General features: G+C 63.1%; 21 protein-coding genes and 2 pseudogenes. 13 read left to right on the top strand and 10 right to left on the bottom strand.

Annotated features, from left to right (window positions below; genetic code table 11):
* Positions 1-28 precede the first annotated feature (28 nt).
* The 3 genes from LAQ74_RS18675 to LAQ74_RS18665 are packed head-to-tail and all read left to right on the top strand — an operon-like array spanning position 29 to position 3698.
* Complete coding sequence (locus LAQ74_RS18675) at positions 29-1273, top strand: glycoside hydrolase family 38 N-terminal domain-containing protein (protein WP_224337713.1); 1245 nt, start codon at positions 29-31, stop codon at positions 1271-1273.
* Entirely contained in the window at positions 1270-2850 is a 1581-nt protein-coding gene (locus LAQ74_RS18670) for an alpha-mannosidase (RefSeq protein ID WP_224337712.1), read from the top strand. The genes LAQ74_RS18675 and LAQ74_RS18670 overlap by 4 nt, the downstream gene beginning before the upstream one ends.
* Positions 2847-3698, top strand: coding sequence for a Nif3-like dinuclear metal center hexameric protein (locus LAQ74_RS18665; protein WP_224337710.1), 852 nt, complete (start codon positions 2847-2849; stop codon positions 3696-3698). The genes LAQ74_RS18670 and LAQ74_RS18665 overlap by 4 nt, the downstream gene beginning before the upstream one ends.
* 26 nt (positions 3699-3724) lie before the next feature.
* On the opposite strand, the gene LAQ74_RS18660 is transcribed toward LAQ74_RS18665, so the two are convergent.
* Together LAQ74_RS18660 and LAQ74_RS18655 are read right to left on the bottom strand one after the other, a co-directional pair.
* A complete protein-coding gene (locus tag LAQ74_RS18660) occupies positions 3725-4621 on the bottom strand; it encodes a sugar phosphate isomerase/epimerase family protein (protein WP_224337708.1) in 897 nt (298 codons plus the stop codon).
* Positions 4622-4684: 63 nt separating this feature from the next.
* Complete coding sequence (locus LAQ74_RS18655; protein WP_224337707.1) at positions 4685-5755, bottom strand: zinc-binding dehydrogenase; 1071 nt, start codon at positions 5753-5755, stop codon at positions 4685-4687.
* A 117-nt stretch (positions 5756-5872) separates the two neighbouring features.
* Between LAQ74_RS18655 and LAQ74_RS18650 the strand changes: the two genes are divergently transcribed.
* Positions 5873-6934, top strand: a complete 1062-nt coding sequence (locus LAQ74_RS18650) for a Gfo/Idh/MocA family protein (protein WP_224337705.1) — start codon at positions 5873-5875, stop codon at positions 6932-6934.
* 30 nt (positions 6935-6964) lie between these two features.
* On the opposite strand, the gene LAQ74_RS18645 is transcribed toward LAQ74_RS18650, so the two are convergent.
* On the bottom strand, positions 6965-8536 hold the full coding sequence (locus LAQ74_RS18645; protein WP_224337703.1) for a sulfatase family protein: 1572 nt from the start codon (positions 8534-8536) through the stop codon (positions 6965-6967).
* 39 nt (positions 8537-8575) lie between these two features.
* Positions 8576-9358 carry a class I fructose-bisphosphate aldolase gene (locus LAQ74_RS18640; RefSeq protein WP_224337702.1) on the bottom strand — a complete coding sequence of 261 codons (783 nt, stop codon included), beginning with the start codon at positions 9356-9358 and terminating at the stop codon, positions 8576-8578.
* A gap of 138 nt (positions 9359-9496) precedes the next feature.
* Here LAQ74_RS18640 and LAQ74_RS18635 point away from each other — a divergent pair, with 138 nt between their 5' ends.
* Both LAQ74_RS18635 and LAQ74_RS18630 read left to right on the top strand, forming a co-directional pair.
* Positions 9497-10657 carry a carbohydrate kinase family protein gene (locus LAQ74_RS18635; protein WP_224337700.1) on the top strand — a complete coding sequence of 387 codons (1161 nt, stop codon included), beginning with the start codon at positions 9497-9499 and terminating at the stop codon, positions 10655-10657.
* Positions 10658-10816: 159 nt separating this feature from the next.
* Positions 10817-11836 carry a Gfo/Idh/MocA family protein gene (locus LAQ74_RS18630; RefSeq protein WP_224337698.1) on the top strand — a complete coding sequence of 340 codons (1020 nt, stop codon included), beginning with the start codon at positions 10817-10819 and terminating at the stop codon, positions 11834-11836.
* Positions 11837-11860: 24 nt separating this feature from the next.
* Here the strand turns inward: LAQ74_RS18630 and LAQ74_RS18625 are convergent, their stop codons facing one another.
* The 4 genes from LAQ74_RS18625 to LAQ74_RS18610 all read right to left on the bottom strand — a co-directional run bounded on the left by LAQ74_RS18625 (position 11861) and on the right by LAQ74_RS18610 (position 15483).
* Entirely contained in the window at positions 11861-12604 is a 744-nt protein-coding gene (locus LAQ74_RS18625) for a sugar phosphate isomerase/epimerase family protein (RefSeq protein WP_224337697.1), read from the bottom strand.
* A gap of 55 nt (positions 12605-12659) precedes the next feature.
* Entirely contained in the window at positions 12660-13421 is a 762-nt protein-coding gene (locus LAQ74_RS18620; protein ID WP_224337695.1) for an IclR family transcriptional regulator, read from the bottom strand.
* Positions 13422-13939: 518 nt separating this feature from the next.
* On the bottom strand, positions 13940-14770 hold the full coding sequence (locus LAQ74_RS18615; protein ID WP_224337694.1) for a PIG-L deacetylase family protein: 831 nt from the start codon (positions 14768-14770) through the stop codon (positions 13940-13942).
* 374 nt (positions 14771-15144) lie between these two features.
* Positions 15145-15483, bottom strand: a complete 339-nt coding sequence (locus tag LAQ74_RS18610; protein WP_224338083.1) for a ThuA domain-containing protein — start codon at positions 15481-15483, stop codon at positions 15145-15147.
* 499 nt (positions 15484-15982) lie between these two features.
* Between LAQ74_RS18610 and LAQ74_RS18605 the strand changes: the two are divergent.
* The 3 genes and pseudogenes from LAQ74_RS18605 to LAQ74_RS18595 form a co-directional block, all read left to right on the top strand.
* Positions 15983-16090: pseudogene (locus LAQ74_RS18605) on the top strand (YeeE/YedE family protein); the annotation flags it as partial.
* A gap of 195 nt (positions 16091-16285) precedes the next feature.
* Positions 16286-16441 carry a DUF7512 family protein gene (locus LAQ74_RS18600; RefSeq protein ID WP_224337692.1) on the top strand — a complete coding sequence of 52 codons (156 nt, stop codon included), beginning with the start codon at positions 16286-16288 and terminating at the stop codon, positions 16439-16441.
* A 2-nt stretch (positions 16442-16443) separates the two neighbouring features.
* A pseudogene (locus tag LAQ74_RS18595) lies at positions 16444-17213 on the top strand (TSUP family transporter); the annotation flags it as partial.
* A 55-nt stretch (positions 17214-17268) separates the two neighbouring features.
* On the opposite strand, the gene LAQ74_RS18590 reads toward LAQ74_RS18595, so the two are convergent.
* Both LAQ74_RS18590 and LAQ74_RS18585 read right to left on the bottom strand, forming a co-directional pair.
* On the bottom strand, positions 17269-18357 hold the full coding sequence (locus LAQ74_RS18590; protein WP_224337690.1) for a glycoside hydrolase family 172 protein: 1089 nt from the start codon (positions 18355-18357) through the stop codon (positions 17269-17271).
* Positions 18358-18573: 216 nt separating this feature from the next.
* Positions 18574-19371, bottom strand: coding sequence for a DUF8054 domain-containing protein (locus LAQ74_RS18585; RefSeq protein WP_224337688.1), 798 nt, complete (start codon positions 19369-19371; stop codon positions 18574-18576).
* Between the two features lie 302 nt (positions 19372-19673).
* Here LAQ74_RS18585 and LAQ74_RS18580 point away from each other — a divergent pair, with 302 nt between their 5' ends.
* The 4 genes from LAQ74_RS18580 (at position 19674) to LAQ74_RS18565 (ending at position 24326) form a co-directional block, all read left to right on the top strand.
* The gene (locus LAQ74_RS18580) at positions 19674-21182 is read left to right on the top strand and encodes an extracellular solute-binding protein (RefSeq protein WP_224337686.1); all 1509 of its coding nucleotides are present in this window, start codon (positions 19674-19676) and stop codon (positions 21180-21182) included.
* A gap of 192 nt (positions 21183-21374) precedes the next feature.
* Positions 21375-22178 carry a carbohydrate ABC transporter permease gene (locus LAQ74_RS18575; RefSeq protein ID WP_224337684.1) on the top strand — a complete coding sequence of 268 codons (804 nt, stop codon included), beginning with the start codon at positions 21375-21377 and terminating at the stop codon, positions 22176-22178.
* A 1-nt stretch (position 22179) separates the two neighbouring features.
* The gene (locus LAQ74_RS18570) at positions 22180-23151 is read left to right on the top strand and encodes a carbohydrate ABC transporter permease (RefSeq protein WP_425498549.1); all 972 of its coding nucleotides are present in this window, start codon (positions 22180-22182) and stop codon (positions 23149-23151) included.
* Positions 23152-23156: 5 nt separating this feature from the next.
* Entirely contained in the window at positions 23157-24326 is a 1170-nt protein-coding gene (locus LAQ74_RS18565; RefSeq protein ID WP_224337682.1) for an ABC transporter ATP-binding protein, read from the top strand.
* The last annotated feature ends 18 nt before the right edge of the window (positions 24327-24344 follow it).

The following is a 24344-nucleotide window of genomic DNA, read 5'->3' as shown; positions in this document are numbered from 1 at the left end:
GGTGGACTGTGACGGGCGTACTGTTCAGATGAGCCAACTCGACGAGATATTCGTCGTCCACCACTGTCACACGGACGTCGGATACACGCACGACCAGCCGGTCGTCTGGGACCTCCAGCGCCGGTTCATCGAGCGAGCGATCGACCTCGCGGAGCGCGACCTCGACCGCCCGGACGGCGAGGCGTTCCGCTGGACGGTCGAGACGACCGAACCCTTGCTGCGGTGGCTTCGGGTCGCCGACGACGAGCGAATCGCCCGATTTCGGGCGCTCGAAGAACGGGACCGCATCGAGGTGACGGGCATGCTCGGCAACCTCACGCCGCTGTACGACCAGGCGGAACTGGTCGAGTCACTCCAACCATTGCGGCGACTCCGCGAGGAGTACGGCTTCGATATCCGGACGGCGATGAACGGCGACGTGAACGGCCACAACTGGCCCCTCGTCGACCGCCTCCTCGACGCCGGCATCGACGGCTTCTCGATGGCGGTCAACAGACACTGGGGGAGCGCGCCGGTCGACCGGCCGCTGGCGTTCCGCTGGGAGGGGCCGAGCGGCCGCACGCTCCGGACATTCAACGGCTTCCAGTACGGCGGCGGCTACAACATGGGCATCGGCCGTGACGCCGAGTCGCTCGCCGAGCGGTGGCTCCCCCACCTCGACGCCCACCTCGGCCGAATCGACTACCCGCTGCCGATACTGATGGTCCAGACGACCCACCCGTTCTTCGACAACAACCCGCCGCTCGCGGAACTACCGGCGTTCGTCCGCGAGTGGAACGACCGCCCGGACGTCGCGGACGGGGAGTTGCCGTCGCTGCGCGTCGCAACGCCGACGGAGTGGTGGGAGGCCGTCGACGTCTGCGACGCCGAACTCCCCGTGTACCGCGGCGACTGGACCGACTACTGGAACTTCGGCTCCATCACGAGCGCGCGCGAGACGGCGGTGACGCGCGAGAGCCGCCGTCGCCTGCGAACCGCCGACGCGATGGAGGCAGCGCTGACGGCCGCGGGCGCCGGCCGGGAGGACCGCTCGCCCGCACGTCGGAGCGGGCTGGACGAACGCGAGCGCGCCTGGCGGTCCGTGACGATGTACGACGAGCACACGTGGGGCGCCGACGTCTCGGTCGAACGGCCGGAGTCGGAGGACACCCGCAGTCAGTGGCACCACAAGGCGAAACACGCCTACGACGCGCGGAGCCGGAGTCTCCTGCTCCGCCGCGACGCGGTGGCCGAGTTCGCACGTCGCGTCGCCGACGCGGGAGGTGACCGATGAACGGCGAGTTCGACCGCGTCCTCGTCGCGAACCCGCTCCCGTGGGAGCGGACGATTTCGGGGCCCGTCTCGAAGTACGCCGTCGAGCCACGCGGCCGAGGCGACGACGACTTGTCGGCCCGCCACTGGCAGGACCGCTCGTTCAACGACGACACGTACCTGCTCCCGCCGACGGACGTCCCAGGGTACGGCTACGCCGTCGTCCGGACCGAGGACCTCACGCCGAACGAGGGCTGGCCGTTCGACGAGCGGCGCGTCGTCGAGACCGACGCCTACCGCATCACGTTCGACCGGGAGAGGGGCGGAATCGCCGGCTGGTGGGACGAGCGCCTCGGCTGCGAGTGGGCCGACGAGGCGAGCGACTACCCCCTCGCGGGCGTCGTGCGCGAGCGACTCGCCGACCCGAGCGGCGACGCGCCGCGGGACCGACTGTTCCGCGCACCGCCCGCGGGCGAGGACAACCCCGACGGGCTGTGGAACGCCGCGCCCGACCTCGTCGAGGCCGAGGCCGGCGCCGACGACCCGTGGGAGTCCCCGACGTGGGGGTACCAGCGCGACTGGCACGCCGAGCGGTACGGCCCCGAGCGCGTGCTCAGTCACCGGGTCTACCGGACGCCGCACGGTTACGACGTCCGGCAGCGACTCGCCGTCGAGGGGCTCGACTCCGCCGTCGACCTCCGGGTGACAGTCCCGCACGAGGGAGCCGAGGTCGTCGTCGAGGCGACGTGGGAGGAGAGCCGCGACACCCGCCCGGCGTCGACGTATCTCGCTTTCCCGTTCGACCTGCCGGAGCCGCGGGCGCACGTCGACGTCGGTGGACAGGCGATGCGGCCCGGCGCCGACCAATTCCCCGGCTCCTGTCGGGATTACTTCACCGCCCAGCGGTGGGTCGAACTGTCGAACGAGCATCGCGGCGTCACCGTCGGCTGTCCGTTGAACCCGATGGTGCAGTTCGGCGGCTTCCGCTTCGGCGAGCACAGCCGGGAGTTCTCCCTCGACCGGGCGCTCCTGCTCGGGTGGGTGAGCACGAACTACTACAACACGAACTTCCGCGCCCACCAGCCTGGGCGAGTGCGAGCGCGCTACCACCTGCGCCCACACGAGGGCGCCTTCGACGAGAGCCGGGCGCACACGGTCGGCGCAGCCGCAGAGCACGCGACGCCGCTCGTCCAGCCAGTCGCCGAGTCGGGCGCTGCGCCGACGCTCCCCGAGCGCGGGCGCGTCCTCAACCTCCCCGAGCCGCCGGTGCTCGTCCCCTTCGTCCGCCCGTCGCGGGCGGCCGGAATCGGGGACGCGTCCATCGACGGTGCGGGCGGGACAGCCGGCGGGGTGACAGACGGCGCGAACCCGGCGGCCGGCGCGGACGAACTCGACGTCGGCCTGCTGAACGCGAGCGACGAGCCCCGAACGGCGACGGTCGCCCCCGGCGTCTTCGGCGTCGCGTCGGCGCGAACCGTCGGCCAGCTGGGGGAAGACGACCGCGGACGGTCGCTGGAGATGAGCGATGGTGCGGTCGAGGTCGAACTCGCCCCGCGCGAACTCCGTGTGGTCCGTCTCTCCGCGGAGGTGAGCCGATGAAGGCGAGCGAGCTCCGCGACTACCTACAGTCGCTCGACGGCGGCTGGGTCGACTGGGACGACACCGTCGACACGTTCAAGGCGGGCGACCCGGACGCCGAGATCGAGGGTCTCGCAGTCGGCTGGATGAGCTACCGGTGGGCGCTCGAACGCGCCGTCGACCTCGGCTGCAACGTCTTCCTCACCCACGAGGGGACGTACTACGACCACGAGGACGAACCGATTCGCGACAACCACCCGCCGCGCGTCGTCGAGCTGATAGACGAGAAGCAGGCGTTCATCGAGGCGCACGACCTCGTCGTGCTCCGGTGTCACGATCTCCTGGACCAGTTCCCCGGCATCGGCGTCCCGGACGCGTGGGGCGCCCACCTCGGCTTCGACGAGGAGGACGAGGTGCCGGTCGGCAGGATGCCTGAACCGCCGAGAGCGTTCGGTCCCGGCGACTACTACCGCGTCTACGAGGTGGCGGAGCGACCGGCGCGAGAGGCGGCCAGCCAGATGGCTGCCGAACTCGGTGACGTGGGACAGGACGCTGTCGAATTGCTCGGCGACGGAGAGACACCCGTCTCCCGCATCGTCGTCGGGACGGGCGCGATAACGCCCTTCCGACACATGTTCGACGCGTACGACCCGGACCTCGTCGTCTGCTCGGACGACGGCTTCTCCTACTGGCGGGACGGCCACGTCGCCGTCGACGCCGGCGTCCCGGTCGTCGTCGCCAACCACGCGACGAGCGAGGTGAGAAGTATGAAACTGCTCGCCGACCACCTCGACGAGGCGTTCTCCGACCTGCCGGTCCACCACATCGAGCAGGGCTGTATGTTCGAAATCGTCGAAGGAGACGACTGACGCGAGAGAGTGCGACCGTGTGAACGCTACGGCAGGCCGTACTCGGCCATCTTCCCGCGGAGGAACTGCGCGGAGCGGTCGAGGTGTTCCTTCCCCTTCTCCGCGTCGTAGCCGTCCTCGATGGAGATCCAGCCGTCGAAGCCGGCGTCGGCGAGAATCGAGAAGACGGCGTCGTAATCTATCATCCCCTCGCCGACGACGCCGTGCTGGAGGATGTCGGCGTAGCCCTGCCCGCCCTCGGCCTCCATCTCGCGGAGGTCCTCGATGGTCCCGCCCTCGAGGTAGCGGTCGCTGGCGTGGCAGGTCACGACGCGGTCGGCCACCGCCTCCAGCAGTTCTATGGGGTCGTCGTCGGCGATGATGGCGTTCGAGGGATCGTAGTTGACGCCGAACCACGGGCTCTCCTCGATGCGGTCGAGCAGGTCGAGGAACTCCTCCTTCTGTTGGGCGAACTCCGGGTGCTCCCAGTAGTCGTCCTTGTAATGGTTCTCGAGGACGAGCGTCACTTCGCGGTCGGCCGCGTACGGAATCAGCTCCTCGATGCAGTCGCTCACCCACGAGAGACCTTCCTCGCGCGACACCTCCGGCCGGCGCTGCCCCGAGAGGACGCGGCAGTAGCTCCCGCCGAGTCGCGCGGTCGCTTCGATGGCGCGCTTCTCCCGTTCGACTTCCTCGCGGCGCACGTCTGGGTCGGGGTGCGTGAAGTCCGGGGAGTAACACATCATCGGAATCGAGAGCCCACGGTCGGCGGCGGCCGACCGGAGGCGGTCGAGTTCCTCGGGGTCGTCGTCGGGCGTGATGCCCCAATAGAACTCGACGCCGTCGACGTCGATCTCGCTCGCGACGTCGAACCACTCCTCGTGGCGCATCTCGCCCTCCATCAACATGCTAAGGTAGCACTTCGGGAACGCGGCGAGCGGCATCTCAGTGAGTCACCTCCGGGCGGTCGGAGTGGGGGACGTCGGGGGCCGCGTGTGCGTTCCGGCTCATTCGTTCGGCGTCAGCACGCACTTGATGTACTCGCGTTCGTGCATCCCCTCGAAGCACTCCCGCCACTCCTCCAGCGGAGCGACGCGGTCGACGACGGGTTCGACGTCGAGTTGCCCCGTCCCGAGGAGCGTGATGACCTTCTCCCAGATCTCCCACGTGTGCGAGAAGCTCCCCTGCACCGTGACGGCCTTCTGGACGACGGGGTCCATGCTGTACTCCATCGGCTGGGGACCCCACCCGACCTTGGTGATGTGGCCGTCCGGTCTGACCACGTCCATCGCCGTCTCGAACGTCGCGGAGACCCCCGCGGCGTCGATGACGGTGTCGACGCCGAGCCCGTCGCCGAGACCGTCGACGAACTCGACGGCGTCGCCGGTGACGGTGTGCGTCGCGCCGAGTTCCTCGGCGACGTCGAGTCGGTCCTGGTCGGCTGGCAGTCCGCTGGCGACGACGGTGCTCGCGCCCGACAGCGCCGCCATCTGGACGCAGAGGAGTCCGATCGGTCCCGGCCCGAGCACCAACACGCTGTCGCCGGGGTTGACGTCGGCGTTACCGCAGACGGCGTTGTAGGCGACGCTGCACGGTTCGGTCAACGCGGCGCGCTCGAAGGAGAGGTCGTCGGGAATGTGGTGGAGACAGCGGATCGGGACCGCGACGTACCGCGCCATCGCGCCGTCGGTCCCGTAGCCGAACCCCTTTCGCGAGGGGTCGAGGTTGTAGAGCCCGCGACGACTGAGCGGCGACGTCTCGTCGATCTCGGCGGCCGTCTCGCTGACGACGCGGTCGCCGGCTTCGAACTCGTCGCTCCCCTGAATTTCCTCGACGACGCCCCCGAACTCGTGGCCGAGCGTCACCGGGTAGTTGACGGGCCAACTGTGGCTCCCGTGCCACTGGTGGACGTCGCTGCCGCAGATTCCCACCGCCTCGACGCGGATCAGAGCCTCCCCGTCCTCGATTTCGGGGACCTCGACCTCGCGGAGTTCCACCGCTTCCGGTTCGTAGTTGACGACGGCCGACATCCGGTCGGCGTGCTCTTCGGCATACGCTGATGTGGCTTGCCTACCCATACCTAGACACGACTCATTATCCTCAAATAACTACTGGTTACGGAAACGCCGAGGAGGGGCAATCCCCCTCGACGGTCGCACGGAAGCATCTATCACCGATGAGCGAGACGTTCGTCCATGGCGTTAGACGTCGGAATACTCGGTGTCGGCGGCATCGCGGACGCGCACTTTCCAGCGTACCGGCAGTTCGACGAACTCCGCGTCGGCGGAGTCTGTGACGTCGACGAGTCGGCTGCGAAAGCCGCCGCGGAAGAGTTCGAGACGGATCGGTGGACGGAGTTCGAGACGTTCGTCGTGGAGGCCGATATCGACGCGGTTGACGTCATCCTGCCGCACGTACTGCACTACCCCGCAGCGAAGGCCGCGCTGGAAGCGGGGCTCCACGTGCACGTCGAGAAACCGTTCGTGACGTCGATGGAACAGGCTCGCGAACTCGTCGACATCGCGGACGAACGGGACCTGACGCTCATGGTCGGACAGACTCAGCGGTACGACCCTCACAACCGGGCGGTGGAACGACGACTCGCCGACGGCGAACTCGGCGAAGTCCACCACGCCCGGTTCGACGCGGTGCAGAACCTCCGGGAACACGTCGACACCGATCACTGGCTGTTCGACGGGGAGAAAGCCGGCGGGGGCGGCGTCATCAGCGTCCTCGTCCACAGACTCGACCTGCTCCGGTACTTCCTCGGTGAGCCTCGCCGCGTCACGGCGCTCGCGAAGACAGTCGACCCCGCGTTCGAGGACGCCGAAGACTACTGCGTTGGACTCCTCGAGATGGAGAACGGCGCGATGGTCGACGTGTTCGACACCTACTCCGCGGCGGGGTTCCCGTACGGCGAGGGGTTCTGGCTCTTCGGCGAGGAGCGGGTCGTCCACGCGCTCCCGGCGGAAGGCGAGGCGACGACGGCGCCGCGTATCAGCCGCTCCGACGCGCCTCGCGAGTTCGACGAGATTCCGGCAGATGTCGAGCTTCCGAGCGAGAGCGGGTTCGTCAACGAGCTCGTCCACTTCGCGAACTGCGTCGAAACCCGCACGGAACCGCTCTCCAGCGGACGGGACAACCTCCGGACACTGGCGACGGTGTTCACTATCTACGAGAGCGTCGCTCGCGACAACGAGTGGGTGTCGGTCGCGGACGTGCTGGCGGGGAGCGGACCTCGACGCCGCGACCCGTGACGTCTCGCGCACCGCGTCGGCGCGTCCGCCTCAGAGCACGTCTCCGTACTGGCGTTCGAGACGGTCCGCTATCGCCTCGCGGTCGGTCTCGCGGAGGCGCTCGACGTACCGTCGGAGCTTCCCGGGACGCCGCGTCGCGTGGTACGGTCCGCCCTCCTCGATGACGGTCCAGAGCGGGTCGCGGAGTCCCGCGGGCGGGTCGGGGTTGCCGCCGCGCTCGCCGCGGGCGGACTCCGTCATCCGGTCGGCGTGCCACGCTTCGAGGCGGCGGCTCCCCTCGCCGACGACGTCGGGGCGTTCGTCCGCGAGGTCGGTCGTCTGGTGGGGGTCGGCGTCGAGGTCGTAGAGTTCGACGTCGTCGAAGTCGTGGACGCCGTCGTGGTACGTCCGAAGTAGGAGCCAGTTCTCCCAGCGGACGCCGCGCTGGCACGTCAGCGCGCCCTGACTCAGGACGAGGTACTCGCGGCCGTACTCGCCGTCGGTGGTCACCGACTCGTCGTCGGCACAGACGGCGGCGTCTGCGTCCGCGTCGACGAGCGCCGGCGCGAACGACCGGCCGTCCCATCCTTCCGGCGCGTCGGCGCCGACCAGTTCGGCGAGCGTCGGCGCGAGGTCGAGCGCGTAGTGGAACGCGTCGTCGACGCCCGCCCCGACGCCCGGCCCGCTCATCACGAGCGGGACGCGACCGGTCGGCCGGTCGGCAGTGTGGTGGTCGCCGTAGATGTTACACTCGCCCTGGTTCTCGCCGTGGTCGGCACTGACTATCACCAGGGTCTCCTCGCGGACCCCGTGACGTTCGAGTCGCGCGAGCAACTCCCCGATGTAGTCGTCCATGTACCGGATGCCGACGTCGTAGCCGTCGATCCACTGTCGGTAGTCCTCGCGGGACTCGATTCGCGCGGGCGTGCGCTCCAGTCCGGGGTCCGCGCCCCAGTCGACGCTCTCGTCGGGAGTCTTACCGACACCGTGGAGGTCACGGGCGCTGTGTGGCCCGTACCCCTCCCAGTGCTCCCGGATCGTCTCCTCGTCGGGCCACTCCGGCGCCGGGTCGTCCGCGAAGGGATTGCCGTACGCCACGGGCGTGTCGTAGGGGGTGTGGGGGTCCCAGAAGTTGACGTGGAGGTACCAGTCCTCCTCCGTCGCGTGCGCGTCGAGCCACTCCTCGGCGTGAGCGTAGACGTCGTCGGCGCGCTCGAAGCCGCAGCCGCCGGTGTCGCGCCACTCCTCGAAGCCGTCGAGGACGTGCCAGGTCCCGTGGCGGGTCGGGAACGAGCTGACCAGCGCCGTTCGGTGGTCGGCGTCGCGGAGAACGGCCGGCAGCGTCCGGAACCGGTCGGCAGTCGAAAAGCCCCGGTCGCGGCCGGTCCGTCGGGGCTCCGACGCGAGTCCGCCGTGGTTGACGACGCCGGTGTGGATGCCGAACCGGCCGGTGACGAGCGCCGTCCGCGAGGGGAGACAGGGGAGGTCCGACGCGTAGTAGTCGGTGAACCGCATCCCGTCGTCGGCGAGCGCGTCGACGGTCGGCGTCGTGTTCCGGTGGTAGCCGTAACAGCCCAGGTGGTCGGCCCTGAGCGAGTCACAGTCGACGTAGAGTATCCTCATCGGTCGTCGCGCGCACCTCCCGGTCCGCGCTTGCGGGGTTCAGACGACATCGTCGACGGTGGCGTCCTCGTAGACGAGCCGTTCGAGTTTGTCGAGGACGGCGGTCGGATCCTCGCGCTGCCAGATGTTCCGGCCGACGGTGAGACCGCGCCCGCCGGCGCTCATGAACGTCTCCACGTCGCGAAGGAACGCCTCCTCGTCCACCGAGGCTCCGCCGCTCATCAGCACGGGGAGTTCGCCGGCGACGTGGACTGCCCACTCGACGGCCTCCTGCGTGCCGGGATGCTTTATCTTCGCGAGGTCTGCCCCGAGTTCGAGGCCGATGCGCGCCGCGTAGGCGACGGTGTCGGGGGCGTCGTGGTCGTTGACCCCCTGCCCGCGCGGGTACGACCAGAGGACGACCGGCAGGTCGGCGTCGCGGGCGTCGTCGCGCGCCGAGCTGAACTCCTTGAACATCTCCGCCTCGCGGTTCGACCCGGTGTAAACCGTGTAGCCGATGGCATCGGCGCCCAGTTCGGCCGCGTCCGCCACCGACCAGATGGGCGGCGCGTACCGGTCGCCCATCACCATCCCGGTCTTCCCGTTGAGCTTCGCGACGAGGGTGACGTCGTCCTCGTAGGAGGGATAGTACGTCTCTGCGACTCCTTTCTGTACAGCCAGTCCGGTGACCGCGTCGTGGGTCGCGATGTCGAAGACGGTCGAGGGGTCGGCGCGCTCGGGCACCGACTCGAAGACGCCCGGACCGCGTTCGAGACCGTGATCCATCGCGATGAGTATCGACTTTCCGTCCCGTGAAACCGGCGTATTGGCTACTGAACGCATCTGACGTCAACCGATTCCGACGGCACCGTCAAATCAGTTTTGGCTGCGACAGTTCGGCGCCTCCCGAGCGCCGCGACGTTCTCCATGGCACAATAGTTTAGTTACCGGGGGTGTACTCACCGACACGATAAGTCTCATATGGGTATCGATACCACAACTCGCGAATCTGTCGACGCCTGTCGACGTCAGCTACCGCCGTCGCTCGAGGAACAGAAGGTCGCGTTCGGATTCGACGGCGTCGTCGACCGCGTCCGGACCGCCGTCGCGAAGCGCGTCGGCCCCGAGGAGTACGACCGGATGGAGACGCTGGAGGAGTTCGGGACGCGCATCGTCGACGCCGCGGCGCTCGACACCTCCTGCAGCATCGAGTGGTTCTGCGAGCGGAAGCGAGCCGGCGGCCACACGTCGCACCTCGGCCGCGCGATGGAGCGCCTCGGCCACCGACCGACGCTCGTCGGGACCTACGGATCGCCGCCGCGGGAGACGTTCACGCGCGGGTACGACCGTGCGCGTCTCGTCTCGCTCGGCGAAGCACCAGTGACCGACGCCGTCGAGTTCGACGACGGAAAGGTGCTGTTGAGCGAGACGCGGCGGCTGGCGAACCTCGACTGGGAGGAGATCCGCTCGACCGTCGGCGTGAACTCGCTGGCCGCCTCGTTCGACCGTACGGAGCTACTCGGACTCGGCTACTGGGCGACAATTCCCCAGATGCCGACCGTCTGGGACGGGCTCCGCGAGGAGCTCTGGCCGCGCCTCCGCGACCCGCCGGAGCACGTCCTCGTTGACCCCGCCGACGTCAGGCGGCTCTCGTCGGAGACGCTAATCGAGGGCGTCTCGTCGCTCGACGCGCTCGACGACGTCGTCCCCATCACCGTCAGCGTGAATCGGGCGGAGGCGCTCCGGCTTGCGGACCTCGTCGCGTCGGGCGTCGACGAGGAAGGACCGCTGGTCGATGTCGCCGTCGCCCTGCGCGACGCGCTCGGTGTCTCGACGGTGGTAGTCCACGCGCTGAGGGAGGCGGCGATGGCGAGTGGCACGGGGCACTGGCGCATCACCGTCCCGCACGAGCCGAATCCGACGATAACCACGAGCGCTGGCGACCACTTCAACGCGGGTCTCATCGTCGGGAAGCTCACCGGTCTCGACGGCGGCGCCCAGCTCGCCGCCGGGAGCGCCGTCGCCGGCTGGTTCGTCAGAAACGGGACGCCGCCGACGTACGACGAGCTCCGGACGTTCCTCGACGGCTACGAGGCGCTGTATGACGACGCTGCGACGCTCGATACCTCGAACAGAGCGTGACGCGCGAGGCGGTGGCGGTGCACTCCGGCGACGCGCGGCCCGCGACAGCCATCGGCGTGTACGGGTGAGGACGCCGGACAATATGCGCCATCCGTAACCGCTCCCGCGGCCGTTCACCAGCACCAGAAGGTTTAATCCAGTCGCAGCGAGGCACCCTCTGTGAGCAGCCAGAACAACGGCGAGGTGACGCCAGAGTATCGATTCGGCATCGTCGGCCACGGGTGGCTAGGCGGCGTCATCGGCGGTCAGATACGGGACCACGAGCGGACGACAGTCGTCGGCGTCGCCGACGTCGCCGCCGAGGCGCGCCGGCGCGCCGGTGAGAAGCTCGCGCTCTCGGCGGGGGCGCTGTACGAGAGCTACGAGGAACTGTTGGCGGCCGAGGAACTCGACGCCGTCGTCGTCTCGACCCCGCACGCGCTCCACTACGAACAGGTCACCGCCGGGCTCGACGCCGGGCTCGACGTGCTCTGCGAGAAACCGCTCTGCGTCGACCCGGCGAAGGCGAGGGAACTCGTCGACCGCGTCGAGGCGAGCGACCGGACGGTGATGCTCGGCTACCAGCGCCACCTCAACGGCGCCTACCGGACGGCGCGCCGACGTCTCGCGGAGTCCTCGGACGACGTGGTCTACGTCGACGCCGAGATCTCCCAGCCGTACATGGAGCTGTTCGGCGGCACGTGGCGGACGAATCCAGACCTCAGCGGCGGGAGCGTCACCTACGACACCGGTAACCACCTCATCGACGGACTCCTCTGGACGACGGGGCTGGAGCCCGTCAGCGTCTCCGCCGAGATGACGTTCGAGGACGACGACGAGCGCGTCGAGTCCGACGCCGCGCTCTGCGTCACCTTCGAGGGCGGCCTCACCGGGACCGTTGCCGTCTCGGGGCGAACCCCGCGGTTCACAGAGCGCATCCGCGTCTGGACCGACTCCGAGGAGATTCGCTTCGACGAGGACGAGGTGGTCGTTGTCGACGCCGACGGCGACGAGTGGCGCCCGCACCTCGACCGGGGGGACGACCCGAACAAGATAGAGGCGTTCGTCGACGCGCTCGACGCCGGCGAGGAGCCGCCCGCGACCGCCCGCGACTCCTTCCGCGCCGTCGCGCTGACCGCCGCGGCGTACGAGTCCGCGCGGACCGGTCGGCGGGTCGACATCGACCTCGACCCCGCGTGAGCAACGACGGCGTAGACTTCGACGCTACCGCAACCGGTCGAGGAACGCGGCGCCGCGGTCGAGCGAGTTCAGCGGATCGTCCGGTTCGTCGTGTTCGTAGACGTACCACTCCACTTCCTCTGTCCGCGCGGCCTCGACGCAGGCCGCGAGGTCGACGTCCCCGGTCCCGACTTCGACCGACGCCTTCCGGGCGACGTCGACGTCCTTGACGTGGAGTATCTCCACTCGATCGCCGAGCGAGTGAATCCGCTCGACGGGGTCGTCACCGCCGGCGGCGACCCAGCCGGCGTCCAGTTCGACGCCGACGCGCTCGTCGAGTGAGTCCAGCAGGATGTCGAACGGCGTCGAGCCGTCGAGCGGGCGGAACTCCCAGTAGTGGTTGTGATAGAGGAACTGGATGTCACGCTCCACAGCGCGGGCGGCGAGTTCCTCCAGTCGAGCCGCCGTCTCGCGGATACTCGCGCGCGATTCGAGTCGCTCCTCGCCGATAGAGGCCGCGAGCGCCTCACAGCCCACCGCCTCGTAGAGATCGATGGTTCGGTCGAGCTCCGCCGGGAGCTCCGGGAGGCTGACGAACGGCCCGAGGTGCGCGCCGGGGACTGCCAGCCCCGTCCGGTCGAGCGCGTCGACGACGGCCGCCGTGTCCGCGTCGGGGAGGCGGTGGAGGAACTCGACACCGTCGTAGCCGGCGTCGGCGACTCGTTCGAGTACTCGGGGCAGCGGCTCGTCTACGTCTCGCAGAGTGAACAGATTGACTCCGGTCCGCATGGTACTGAATTGCGCGGACTTGGTTAAGAAGCTATCCTCACGGACGCGACCGGTACTACGAGTACTGCATGTTCAGTTCGATGACGTTCGCCGTGCTGAGTACCGCGTCCGGGAGGTCGCTCCGGTAGCGGTCCCCGCGGGTGCGGCTGAGCGGCGCGGCGACGCTGACGGCGCCGACCGCCCGGTCGTTGAGGTCGCGAATGGGGGCGGCGACGCAGCGGAGGCCACGGTGCCACTCCTCGTCGTCGTAGGCGTACCCGCGCTCGTGTATCTCCTCAAGTTCCTCGAAGAGCTCGTCTCGGTCGGTGATCGTGTTTTGCGTCTTGCTCGGGAGGCCGTGGCGGTCGAGTATCTCCTCGACCCGTTCGCGTGGAGTGAACGCGAGAAGCGCCTTCCCCGCCGAGGTCTGATGCAGCGGGACGCGCTTGCCGGTGTGGAAGCTCGTCTGGACCGCCCTCTCGCCCAGTTCGCGTGCGACGTAGACGCCTCGGCCGTGTTCCTCGACCAGTAGGTTCGCGATTTCCTCTGTCTCCTCGGCCAGTTTCCGCAGCGCAGGGTCCGTGGCGTCCAGCAGTTCGACTCGGTCGCGGACGAACTCGCCGAAGTCGAGAAATCGGAGTCCGACGCGGTACTCGTCGCCGTCGGCGACGATGAACTCCGCCTGCATGAGCGTTCGGAGGTGGTAGTGGACCGTACTCTTCGGGAGTTCGAGGTGGGCGGCGAGTTCGGTAACGCCTGCGCCTTCGAGGTGCTTGAGCGCCTCCGCCACGCGGAACGTCGTGATCGAAGCTTGGATGACGTTCGGTTGTTCGCTCATGGTCGAACGTAGTTCGGTAACGTACCGATAAATATCTGTTCATTCTGGGTGAACGGCTGTACGGCCGTCGACTCCGGTACTGTACCACAGATCGAACGTACGCCCCCTCACCTTGCCGACGACGGATAAATTCCAGCAACAAAATTGTTCACCCCTACCGAACAGTACAGACCTACGCATTACAGCCATAGGTCTGTAACATTTTGACGGATGTTGTCCCGGCCTTCGGCTGATATCGGCCGTTTAGCCCATTAAAAATAGTGTTTCCGCGTCGGTGTCGGCATCCGACCGTCGTTATCCGACAGTTCTGCTCGGACGAACGCACCGATGTCGAACCCGGGGCTGTTCGCGTAGTGATTCGCTGAAGATCCTCTGCTACATGGTGATTCGGTGAAGAGGGCGCGTCGATGGCGAATGGACGCTGTCGCGTCCGCTCGCGAAATCGGTCGCCGTCGCGACCGCGGTTCAACAAGCGCGGCTGACGTGTCGAACAGCGGACGAGGAAGATCGGACCGGCCTCAAAAGAAGAACAGCCGCTCACGCAGTTCCCCAGTCAGCGGAGCCCCGTACTCGGACACTTCGACGGCCTCGGCGTGTTCGACCCGCGTACCGGACGCCTCACCGTAGCGTTCACGTAGTTCGTCGCGGAAACGGTCTGCGACGTTCATCTCGGTGTTCGCCACCAGGTGAGAAAGCCCGTCGCTGGCGAGCCACTCACGCCGTTCGTCGTCGCCTTCGGGTACGGCGTCAAGTTCGTCGAAGGTGTACGGGAGCCATTCGTACATCTGCGACTCGTGGCAGTGGAGTGCGTCTATTTTGCGGTCTTCGACGCCGGTTACATCGACGACGACGTCCGGTTCAAACGGCGCGGGCTTGTGGAACTGGTCGGCGACGTAGCCGATGACCGGGTTCGCTTCCAACGGCGGCGTGTCGGGACAGACGTTCGGGACGATGAGCGTGTAGGCGGCGTCCTGTAGCAACTGCGCGCAGTATCGGTGGTCGGGGTGGTAGTCGTTCGGGCGTGGGCCGAGTACGAGGTCGGGATCCACCTTGCGGACGAACCGGATCAGTCGCCGGCGGTTCGCCAGCGTCGGCTGGAGTTCGCCGTCTTTGATGTCGAACACCTCGTACTCGACGCCGAGGGTCTCGGCGACGGCCTCCGTCTCCCGCTTGCGGCGGGCGGCGAGTTTCTGGCGACCCATCTCGTGGTGGCCGGCGCTGCCGTCCGTCACGGAGAGGAATGTTACGTCGTGTCCCGCCTCGACGTACTTCGCAGCGATACCACCGCTCTTTATCGCACAGTCATCGGGGTGCGGCCCGACGACCAGCAGGGTGAGTTTCTCTGTCATGACCGCCCGAATGTGCCAGCCCGTAGAAATCTTTGGGGTACCGGCACGCGCCCGTGACAACCGAAACCCTACGATTCCGGCGCCGTCTACGAACGTCGTGGTTCCTTTGCTGTCTCAAATGAACTGCAAGAGCTCTGCAAAGGCAGACATTCCGGAGCTGATCTATGTTCGTCCTTCTCGCCGATCGATTCGACGAGCGCGACGATATCCTCCATTTGTCACACTTCGAACCAGCCGTCGTGTTCGAGAAAGAGCGTCCCGTCGTGAACGTCGGTCCGATCTCACTTCATGTGAGGCTCTCTCCGACCGAATCGCTTCACTCTGCCGTCGAGAGCGGCGCCGCTCGGTTCCGTTCGGATCTCACCGCCGTCGTCTCAGGGACGGTTATCTGCGGACGCCCACCGGACGGCATTGCGGAGCAGCGTGCGGAACGACTCGTTCTCGAACGCTTCCGGCGTGTGGCCGAGCGAGCAGTAGCAGACAGCGCCATCGCCGTACGACTTCACCCAGAGCGCCGGGTAGTCGTCCAGCTCGGGGTGGTCGAGGTGCGCGAGCACCGTCACCTTCTCGTCGTCCCACTCCAGTTTGTACGCCTCGTCGAAGACGCAGAACTCGGTGACGCCCTCGGTCACTAGGTGGTCGGCGTCGACGACGACGCCGAACTCGGAGGGGTCGGGGTGGCCGCCGAAGTGGCCACCGACGAGATCGCGGATGGTCGGTCGCAGTCGGCGCCAAGGGTGACGAACTCTTGCGGTCCGACGAGCGGCGGATCCTCTCGGCGATTTCGGGTACGTGTGCCGCGAGTTCGACAGCCGACGCGTCGTCGGGAACGCCGACCGAGTCGGCCGAACTATCGGGTGTATCCGTGCTCATTCTGATCTGCCCGTTCTGTATTGGACTCATCCCACACTACTCGCCTGTCTCTAAAAGTTGTGTCGGTATTGGGTCTCAAGCACACAACGATGGAATCAAAATACGGTGTGAATCCTATTTATGCGAGTTATAATCTATTTGAGATAGTTTGTAGCCAATTAATATTGTATACTATATGGGACCTTATGTACGATGAGCCAGTATCGGAGCGTACAGATGAACGACGCGTTCCCGAATCGGACACGGACGTAGAATCGATCGACTCGGAGACCTTCAAACAGCGCGTCGACGACGGCGAACCGGTAAAAATCCTCGAGGTACGTGCGGAAAGGATCGGTAATCCCCATCTTCTGGGCCATCGGCGGGATGTTCCTCGGCGCCTACGCGCAGGGCTATTGGCGGTCTCGGCAGACCGACTCCGATGCGGCCGTCGCCCCGAGTGACTGAGTTCGTTTTGCCACCCATCGTCGTCTATGAGATATTTATACGTTATAGAACAGATTAGAATTGATGATCTTAGGCAATACTCTCGTGCTCATTAAATAGGGGCCGTCGGAGTGGTGCTGAGCAGAAAAGTACGATTTACACAATATCGTCGGCTCAGAGATATTCGAAACCTGACTGGAACGGCCGTGACGGCTCATGGTAGCGACCGAAGGTGCGCTGACGGTCGACTTCGAATCGATCCGACTCGTGAGCTTGGTGCTCGTCGAGGCGGTCGTCCTCTACGTAGGGTATGGCGCGCTAGAGAAGGTGGTCGGCCCGGCCGTAACCGCCGTCATCACGGGCAGGGAGTAATCATGGACATCTGCGGGATCAGCGTGGCGCTGCCCGTACTGTTGGTCGTCTTCGGACTCATGATTGGCGTCCTATTCGGCTTCTTCGGCATGGGTGGGTCGTTCCTCGTGACACCCGTCTAGCTCGTGATGGGTTACGAGCCAACAGTCGCCGTCGGGAGCGGTCTCGCGTTCGTGTTCGGGACCCCCGTCATCGGGACGCTCAAACACCGTGACCTCGGACAGGTCGACTACAGACTCGGCGTGTCAATGATCATCAGGACACCATCGGTCCGAAATCGGCAAGTAGTTGGTTGTCGGCTTACAGGCACATGGGGGTGCCGACGCGCTCATCAGCGTCATCTACGCGGTACTGCTTGGCGGTATCGTTCTTCACCTACCAACAGCTGACAGGCGATGACGATAGTGACGTCGGCGTCAGCCACGACCTCGACAGCGACGCCGAAGTCGACACGGACGACATCCCCGACATCGCCAAGAAGATTCAGTCGTACCACATCCCGCCGATGCTGAACTTGCGCGGCGACGGCTTCATCCACATGCCCGCGCTGTTCTCCATCATCAGCGTGCCGGTTCCCATCGCCGTCGGAACCGACCTCTTCGAGATCGTGTTCTCCGGCAGTATCGGCAGCTACCTGTACGTCTCGACTGGCGGGGTATAACTCGACATCGGGGTACCGCTTCTGGCCGGGAGCGTACTGGGCACTCGATGCTCACAACCACGAGATCGTGAAGCTCTTGCCCGAATCGGCAGCGTTGCTCGATCAGAAGTCCGATCAGTTTGCCGTTCGGTACGATATCCCATTGTCTCTGGCAGTTTCTAGCGTTTTATAGTGGTATCCGTTCGTTTCGCTCAGGTAACTCTGGGAAGCTGTTGTGGGGTTCTGATTGATACCAATACGCGACTGACGAAATGGCGTCCGACCGCTCGAATAGCTCACGACTGTTGTGACCAATCTGTTGGACGGTCACGCGCAGGTCCTCGTCGAAGTGAATCGGATCGGGGATATGCCACCGATAAAGGCCGTGCCTCGGCGGTCGTCCCTGTCCGTCACTACCGTCGTCGTACAACGGATATCCGAGATAAGGGGTCGAGTACGTCATTGGCGACGGGAACGTCTCCTCGCTGCCCGAGGGATCGTTGAAACACCAGGCACCTCCAACATAATCTTCGGTGCCAGTACCGCAGATGGTGGGATACTCTTCGTCCCCGTCAATGTAACACTTCACTTCGCCTTCACCCCACCAGTACTCTTCCAGCGCCGTCCAGGCCAAATAGGTTCCGACGAAGTGTCCTTTGCCGGAGATATCGTCCACGATCGTGTAGTCCTCTTTGATGGTCGTCGGCTTCTCCCGGCGCCACTGCGCGTGAAAGTACGCCGTGTCGTCGTCCAGTTCCGGAACTAGTGAGTAGTCTATCTGGTAGAAAAGCGCGGGGATTTCCTCCGGATGCTCCGATTCGATTGTGATCTTGGCGTCATCGCGGAACGGCATCGGGAAATAACAGTTGAACCCTCCTTCCGGGACGACGATGATCGGCTCCGAGTTCACTTCACATCGCATCGCGTGTCCGTTACAGAAGAAGTCACCAAGAGGGACCTCTACGGACGGGTCATTCTCGTCGTCCCAGTACATCCGTAGCACGAGGTCGCGAAGTACAGTTGGTCCGGAGTCCGTCTCGTCTCGGACGGTCATCCAGATATGCTTGATGACGCCGGGACCGTCGATTTCGGCTAGCGTTTCCGTACTCCCCGGTTCGACGTTTCGCAGACACGGCCGACCTTTTCGCGCTGGTCCGAGATTGCTTGCCTCTTTTCCCCCTGCACCGACAGCACCATCCGGATTTTCTGCGGTGATCGATCTACTTTTCTCGTCACTTAGCTGGGTAATGTCGTCTAACCCGGTTCTGAACCGCATGCTGTATGCCTTGCTAGGAGAATGTCATAAATGTTTCCCAAGAGGCGGAGAATCGATATAGATTGTCGCATGATTGGATTGTGCGTTACGGCGACACCAGCAAGGGATTGACGGTCGAGAATTACAGATTGGTGGTCTCGTCTGTCAGCGATTGACCGGGGAAGTGAATCTCTCTCCTTCAGAACAGAGTCACGGCGCGACGCAAACTATCGAGGGTTATTTGGGGAACTTATACAGAACCGTTCGGCACTGCTTGCAAATGAGACCCGGACTTTCTTCTCCGGCGCGTGGATTGCCGCAACACCCATCATATCGTGACACTTCCAATGGTGTATCACAGAGCGGGCACTCCGTGAGGAAACCTCTAAGGGGTCCACAACTGTGAAGGCGAACGGGCGGTTCCAGCCCGTATCCCTCTAGTGTTGCGAGCGACGAAAATTCAGCCACGGCCACCGGATATCGAAGTATCGACTCCTCTCCGAACGGGAACGTGACAACCACGTATGAGTCTGCCCAGCGTTGATCTTTCGCTTCGACCCCCGAAATATCGCAGTCCTGGAGGATCATTGTCGCCCACCGTTCGAATTTGTCGAGATCTAGTCTCCGGACTTCTTCCATCTTTGCACGCCACTTGGACCGAAATGGTTCGGAGAGGACCAGGTCGTCTCCCCCTGTCAACTCTAAAATGTCTGTGCGAAGTAATTCTTCTACAACTCTCTCTCCAGACATGTCGTCGCTCGCTAACGATCCGTCATTTGACCCGGATGGAATTTCTTGACCTGTGATCTTAAAGAGCTTATTCCTGAACCACGGGCCGATAAACGGTGTATAGGGAATGATGTATCCCCGAAACCAGATTGAGACACCGCCGATTATGAGAAGAATTGAGGCACCAACGACAGAGACGGACGTAACGAGAAAACCGAGACCAACTAGAAGAACGATGTTGAGTATGGTGCAGGGGTAACATCGGTTGAGACCTGTGTACTCCGGCCGTTTTAAGCTATCAAACACGCCTACAGGTACGTTTTACTGAATCAGCATAACCATTTTTATAATATCTCTAACTAAAATCTCGTGAGCCGCGCGTTGATCAACTGAGACGTGAAAGACCGTCGATGTAATAAACTCTCTTGCGCCTCTGAGATAATAACCGACGTGACGTCAGAAAGAGAATAATATCTGATACGAAATACATAATGGCCATAATATAATTTTTCTAAGTAATTTCTATTCAAAAAATGTATTCTGGCCTGTTACGCAGTTGGTTAATCGTTAGCAACACTTATTAGACATAAGATTGACGGGGTAGACGCATGTCAGACAGTAACGAGCAGCAGAGAGTAGAATCATCAGTAAACGGATTTTCACGACGGCAATTCGTCGAATCCGTCGGAGCAACGGGAATCGCAGCTGGTCTCGCAGGCTGTTCCGGAAATAGCGGCAACAGTGGCGGTGAAGGGACGACAGTCGGGAACTCCGGTGATGGAGGTGTCACGATCACTTGGAACACTCACGACTACGATGACGATGAAAAAGAGGCGATCAGCGAAACGTTAGAAGCAGAACTTCCAGATAACATCACCGTCGAATTGGCTGACCAACCTGGTGAAACGACTGACGACACCCAGTCCCAGTACAACCAGTGGCTCAGTTCTGGACGGAGTACTCCAGATATCATCACGCCTGACACCGCTTGGTCGATTCCCTACGTAGTCAGGGGCCAGGTGCTCAACCTGAGCGAACACATGTCCCAAGAGTCGCTTGACTACATGCAAGAGAATTACGTTGAACAACTGCGAGGGACGATGACTGACCGCGACGGTAATCTCTTCGGTGTGCAGTACAACACCGACATTGCCGGGATTCAGTATCGCAAGGACCTCGTCGAAGACGCCGGATACGACCCTGAAGGCGAGAACTGGATGACGGAGGGCATGTCGTGGCAGGATTTCTCGCAGATGATTGCCGATGTCCTGGAACAGAATTCCGACATCGATTACGGGTTCACATTCCAAGGAAGCGCTTACGAGGGCCTGTCCTGTTGTAACTACAACGAGTGGATGACCAGCTTCGGTGGCGCGTACTTTGGCGGTCGCGACAACCTTTTCGGCCCCGTCGGGGACCGGCCAGTAACGGTGGACGAAGAGCCCCACTACCAAGCGCTTCGCATGATTCGAACATTCATCCACGGGGAAGATGACGAGCACGCGCTCGACGGGTTTGCAGGTGATATCTCCCCGTCGGCCACCCTCCAGTGGGCCGAAGACACGTCACTTCAGCCGTTTGTGGACGGAAATGCCATCGCAAACCGAAACTGGCCGACCACGTGGACGACGAGCGGTGCAGAAGACGCTCACGGAGAAGACCTCGGCGTCATGCCTATCCCGTACGGCGTCCCGGACGGTGAAGGGGAATACGAGGGAACTGGCGGAGTCGGTCGTAGTTTCGTCGGTGGCTGGACGTGCATGGTCAATCCCAACTCTGAGAACGTCGAGGAAGCCGTTCAGGTCCTAGAAGCGATGGTCGGAAACGAGGAGTTCCGTACCACGTTGTTCGAGCTCACCGGGACGCTTCCCCCGGACATCTCGCTCCTCGAATCCGACGCACTCGAGGGCATCGGCCCGGTGAGCCGGTATCTCGATGTCCTTCGGACAACTGCGCCACGAGCAATTCCGCGTGCTGCAACGGTGGCGTGGGGTCCGGAGTCGAGCCAGATCTCGCAGGAAGTCAACAGCTGTCTCAATCAGGAAAAGTCGCCCGAACAGGCAATGAGTAACCTGAAATCGTCTATCGAGGACATCGAAGCGGAACTCTCCGAATAGAAGCCCATCACACTCCGAACTGATTCCATTACACACAAATTCATGAATTTAAAAGAATCATACAGGTTGGATCGCCGATTCCTCTACTGGATTGAGGGACTTACGGATACGCAGTTCGTCTACCTGCTATTAACTCCGACGAGCATCCTGCTGGCCATTCTCGCGTTTTGGCCCCTGTTGCGGACGGTCGAAATGTCGTTCTACGCCGATTCGATCGTTCAGGCGGGAGATCTAGGTGATTTTGTCGGTGTGCAGAACTACGTCGACTTGTTCACCGGGGACCTCTCGACCCTGCTTCCAGCTCCGTTTATCGATCTGAATAGACCACTCCAGAGTTCACTAATCGTTACACTCGTCTTCACGATCGTCAGCGTGTTCATCGAAGCAGTACTCGGTGTCGTACAGGCGCTCTTCCTAGATCGATCCTTCCGTGGACGAAGATGGGCCCGCCTGATCGTACTCCTCCCGTGGGCGGTTCCGATCGCTATTCACGGGATGATGTTCTACCTGCTCTTCTCCCCGGGGATCGGCTTCGGGGTTGAACCACTTCACAATATGGGCCTGATCTCTAGTGCCCCACTGTCCAACACGACGGATTCGTTGCTCATCATCATCCTTGCGGACATCTGGAAGACGACTTCGTTTGTCACGCTAATCGTGCTTGCCGGTATCCAGACGATTGATCGAGACCTCTATAACGTTGCCAAGGTCTCCGGTGCGTCTAAGTGGCAACAGTTCAAGGAGATCACGTTCCCGCTCATCCTGCCAGCGGTCCTCGTTGCGCTCCTCTTCCGGAGCATACAGGCGCTGAAAGTGTACGGAATCATTGAGATAATGGCTGGCTGTAACACCGTACCGTCGCTCTCGTGTATGGTCGTCGGTACCTTCCGTCAGCGGTTCTACGGGACGTCCGCGACCATCGCAGTATTTACCGCCGTAGTCGTCGCCATCTTCGTCAGCATCTATCTCTACCGATTCAGGGAGGAAAGCCTCTGATATGACAGAACCAACAGACACCGACGATGCGGCGTCCAACATGCCGCGTCAAACTGACACCGAAAGCACAGAATCAGGGATCAATAGCCTCGTCCAGCGGGTAATTGCGAACCCTTCGATAGCCTACAAGGCGGCGTTCTATCTGCTTGGGATATTCTTCCTCGTGACGACGTTATTTCCCTTTTACTGGTTGGTCATCCTCGCGATCACCCCGAACAACATGATCGCCGGCATGGGGCCCTATCCTCGAGGGTTTAACTTTGGAGCCTTCGTGGAAGTGTTCCAGGCCGTCCCCTTCCATATATATATATTCAATAGCATCTTTATCGCTACCTTCGTGACGGCTCTCGTGCTGATCCTCGGAAGTCTCGCAGGATACGCGTTCGGCCGCTTCGAATTTCGAGGTCGGACGCCGCTCCTCCTCGTGTTACTGGTCATCTCGTACTTTCCCCCTGCAGCGGTCCTCGTACCGTTATTCAATCTCCTTACGGGGAATACGGTGTTGTTTGGGGTCTCATTGCCCGACCTGTACAACACACCGTGGGCGATTGTCACTCCGCTGAGTGCATTGACAATGCCCTTCGCGATCTACATCCTAACAGTATTCTACAGTCAGATCCCGGATGGGCTCGAAGACGCGGCCCGAATTGAGGGAACGACCCGGCTGGGGGCTCTCTTCCGAGTTATCGTTCCGCTCTCGGCGCCGGGTGTCGTCACTGCCGGAGTACTGACGTTCATCGCCGTCTACAACGAGTTCTTCTTCTCGTTTCTAATGACGGACGGCGAGGCTGTAAATGGTTCACCACTCGTCTGGGGTATCATGCAGTTTCAGGCAGGCCCCGGCCAGTATCAGACGCCGTACAACCTCATGGCAGCAGCAAGTCTGATAGGGATCATTCCCGTCGCGATACTTGTCTTGCTTGCACAGGAACGGATCGTTAGTGGACTAACCGCGGGAGCACTCAAAGAATAATACACATGTCAGAATTAACACTTCAAGAGTTGCGAAAGGAGTATAGTGATGTCGTTGCGGTCAACAACACGAACCTAAAGCTAGAAGACGGAGAATTCGTCTCGTTCGTCGGTCCGTCAGGCTGCGGGAAATCGACGACGCTCGGGATGATCTCGGGGCTGACTCGCCCGACGAGCGGAACGGTCGAGATCGGCGGCAGGGATGTCACGGACGACGCTCCGAAGGACCGAGGAATCGCGATGGTATTCCAAAATATTGCCCTGTTCCCCCACAAGAGCGTCTACGGGAACATCAGCTTCGGGCTGCGGATGCGGGGATACGAATCCGACGAGATCGATCAGCGGGTCGACGAAGCGGTCGAGATCCTCCAGCTAGAGGGAATGCTCAACCGGATGCCGGACGAGTTATCCGGTGGACAACGCCAACGCGTCGCGATCGGTCGTGCGCTCGTTAGAAATCCGGACGTCTTCCTCATGGACGAACCACTAGCGAACCTCGACGCGAAGTTGCGCGTCCACATGCGAACGGAGATACAGCGCATTCAGCGTGAACTTGACGTCACAATGGTGTACGTCACCCACGATCAGGAAGAGGCGATGACGATGTCTGATCGGATCGTGGTGATGGACGGGGGAGCGGTCCAGCAATTCGCTCCCCCACTCGAATGTTACAACGAACCGGCAAACCAGTTCGTTGCGAGCTTCATCGGCTCTCCGTCGATGAACTTTATCGACGGGGTCGTAACGGAGGACGGTCTGGAGACGCCCCGCTTCGACATCCCACTTGATACCGAGCAACTGGCTCTCGAACGGAAAGCGAACGTGACGCTCGGTATCCGCCCGGAGGACATCTATCCCAGCGACAAGACTGCTGGCCAGAAAGAGTACTCGACACCCATACAGGTAACTGTTGACGTGACCGAACCCACTGGGAACCGAGTGATGACCTATCTGCTTATCGGGGACGAGAACGCGACGGGCATTCACGAAGTCGACGAACTGCTCATGGAGGTCGAACCCGATACCGAGATCAAGGAAGGGGACACGCTTGACGTCTACCTCGACCGTTCAAAGATCCACCTCTTCGACGAATCCGGCGACGCGATTGCGCACGGAACGACGAGAGAAGCCCTCGAGGTCACCACGGTCGACGAATCCTCCAAAGCAGAAAATTAAGTCTTCGAGGGGCACGCT

The organism is Haloprofundus halobius, assembly GCF_020097835.1.
Taxonomy (GTDB): domain Archaea; phylum Halobacteriota; class Halobacteria; order Halobacteriales; family Haloferacaceae; genus Haloprofundus; species Haloprofundus halobius.
The sequence above is the reverse complement of the archived record's forward strand: the minus strand, read 5'-3'. Positions and strand labels throughout refer to the sequence as shown.

Bases quoted from the DNA above. Each gene is read 5' to 3' on its own strand.
- LAQ74_RS18675 (WP_224337713.1), top strand. From the start codon at position 29: ATGAGCCAACTCGACGAGATATTCGTCGTCCACCACTGTCACACGGAC.
- LAQ74_RS18670 (WP_224337712.1), top strand. From the start codon at position 1,270: ATGAACGGCGAGTTCGACCGCGTCCTCGTCGCGAACCCGCTCCCGTGG.
- LAQ74_RS18665 (WP_224337710.1), top strand. From the start codon at position 2,847: ATGAAGGCGAGCGAGCTCCGCGACTACCTACAGTCGCTCGACGGCGGC.
- LAQ74_RS18660 (WP_224337708.1), bottom strand. From the start codon at position 4,621: ATGCCGCTCGCCGCGTTCCCGAAGTGCTACCTTAGCATGTTGATGGAG.
- LAQ74_RS18655 (WP_224337707.1), bottom strand. From the start codon at position 5,755: ATGGGTAGGCAAGCCACATCAGCGTATGCCGAAGAGCACGCCGACCGG.
- LAQ74_RS18650 (WP_224337705.1), top strand. From the start codon at position 5,873: ATGGCGTTAGACGTCGGAATACTCGGTGTCGGCGGCATCGCGGACGCG.
- LAQ74_RS18645 (WP_224337703.1), bottom strand. From the start codon at position 8,536: ATGAGGATACTCTACGTCGACTGTGACTCGCTCAGGGCCGACCACCTG.
- LAQ74_RS18640 (WP_224337702.1), bottom strand. From the start codon at position 9,358: ATGCGTTCAGTAGCCAATACGCCGGTTTCACGGGACGGAAAGTCGATA.
- LAQ74_RS18635 (WP_224337700.1), top strand. From the start codon at position 9,497: ATGGGTATCGATACCACAACTCGCGAATCTGTCGACGCCTGTCGACGT.
- LAQ74_RS18625 (WP_224337697.1), bottom strand. From the start codon at position 12,604: ATGCGGACCGGAGTCAATCTGTTCACTCTGCGAGACGTAGACGAGCCG.
- LAQ74_RS18620 (WP_224337695.1), bottom strand. From the start codon at position 13,421: ATGAGCGAACAACCGAACGTCATCCAAGCTTCGATCACGACGTTCCGC.
- LAQ74_RS18615 (WP_224337694.1), bottom strand. From the start codon at position 14,770: ATGACAGAGAAACTCACCCTGCTGGTCGTCGGGCCGCACCCCGATGAC.
- LAQ74_RS18600 (WP_224337692.1), top strand. From the start codon at position 16,286: ATGGTAGCGACCGAAGGTGCGCTGACGGTCGACTTCGAATCGATCCGA.
- LAQ74_RS18590 (WP_224337690.1), bottom strand. From the start codon at position 18,357: ATGCGGTTCAGAACCGGGTTAGACGACATTACCCAGCTAAGTGACGAG.
- LAQ74_RS18580 (WP_224337686.1), top strand. From the start codon at position 19,674: ATGTCAGACAGTAACGAGCAGCAGAGAGTAGAATCATCAGTAAACGGA.
- LAQ74_RS18575 (WP_224337684.1), top strand. From the start codon at position 21,375: ATGTCGTTCTACGCCGATTCGATCGTTCAGGCGGGAGATCTAGGTGAT.
- LAQ74_RS18570 (WP_425498549.1), top strand. From the start codon at position 22,180: ATGACAGAACCAACAGACACCGACGATGCGGCGTCCAACATGCCGCGT.
- LAQ74_RS18565 (WP_224337682.1), top strand. From the start codon at position 23,157: ATGTCAGAATTAACACTTCAAGAGTTGCGAAAGGAGTATAGTGATGTC.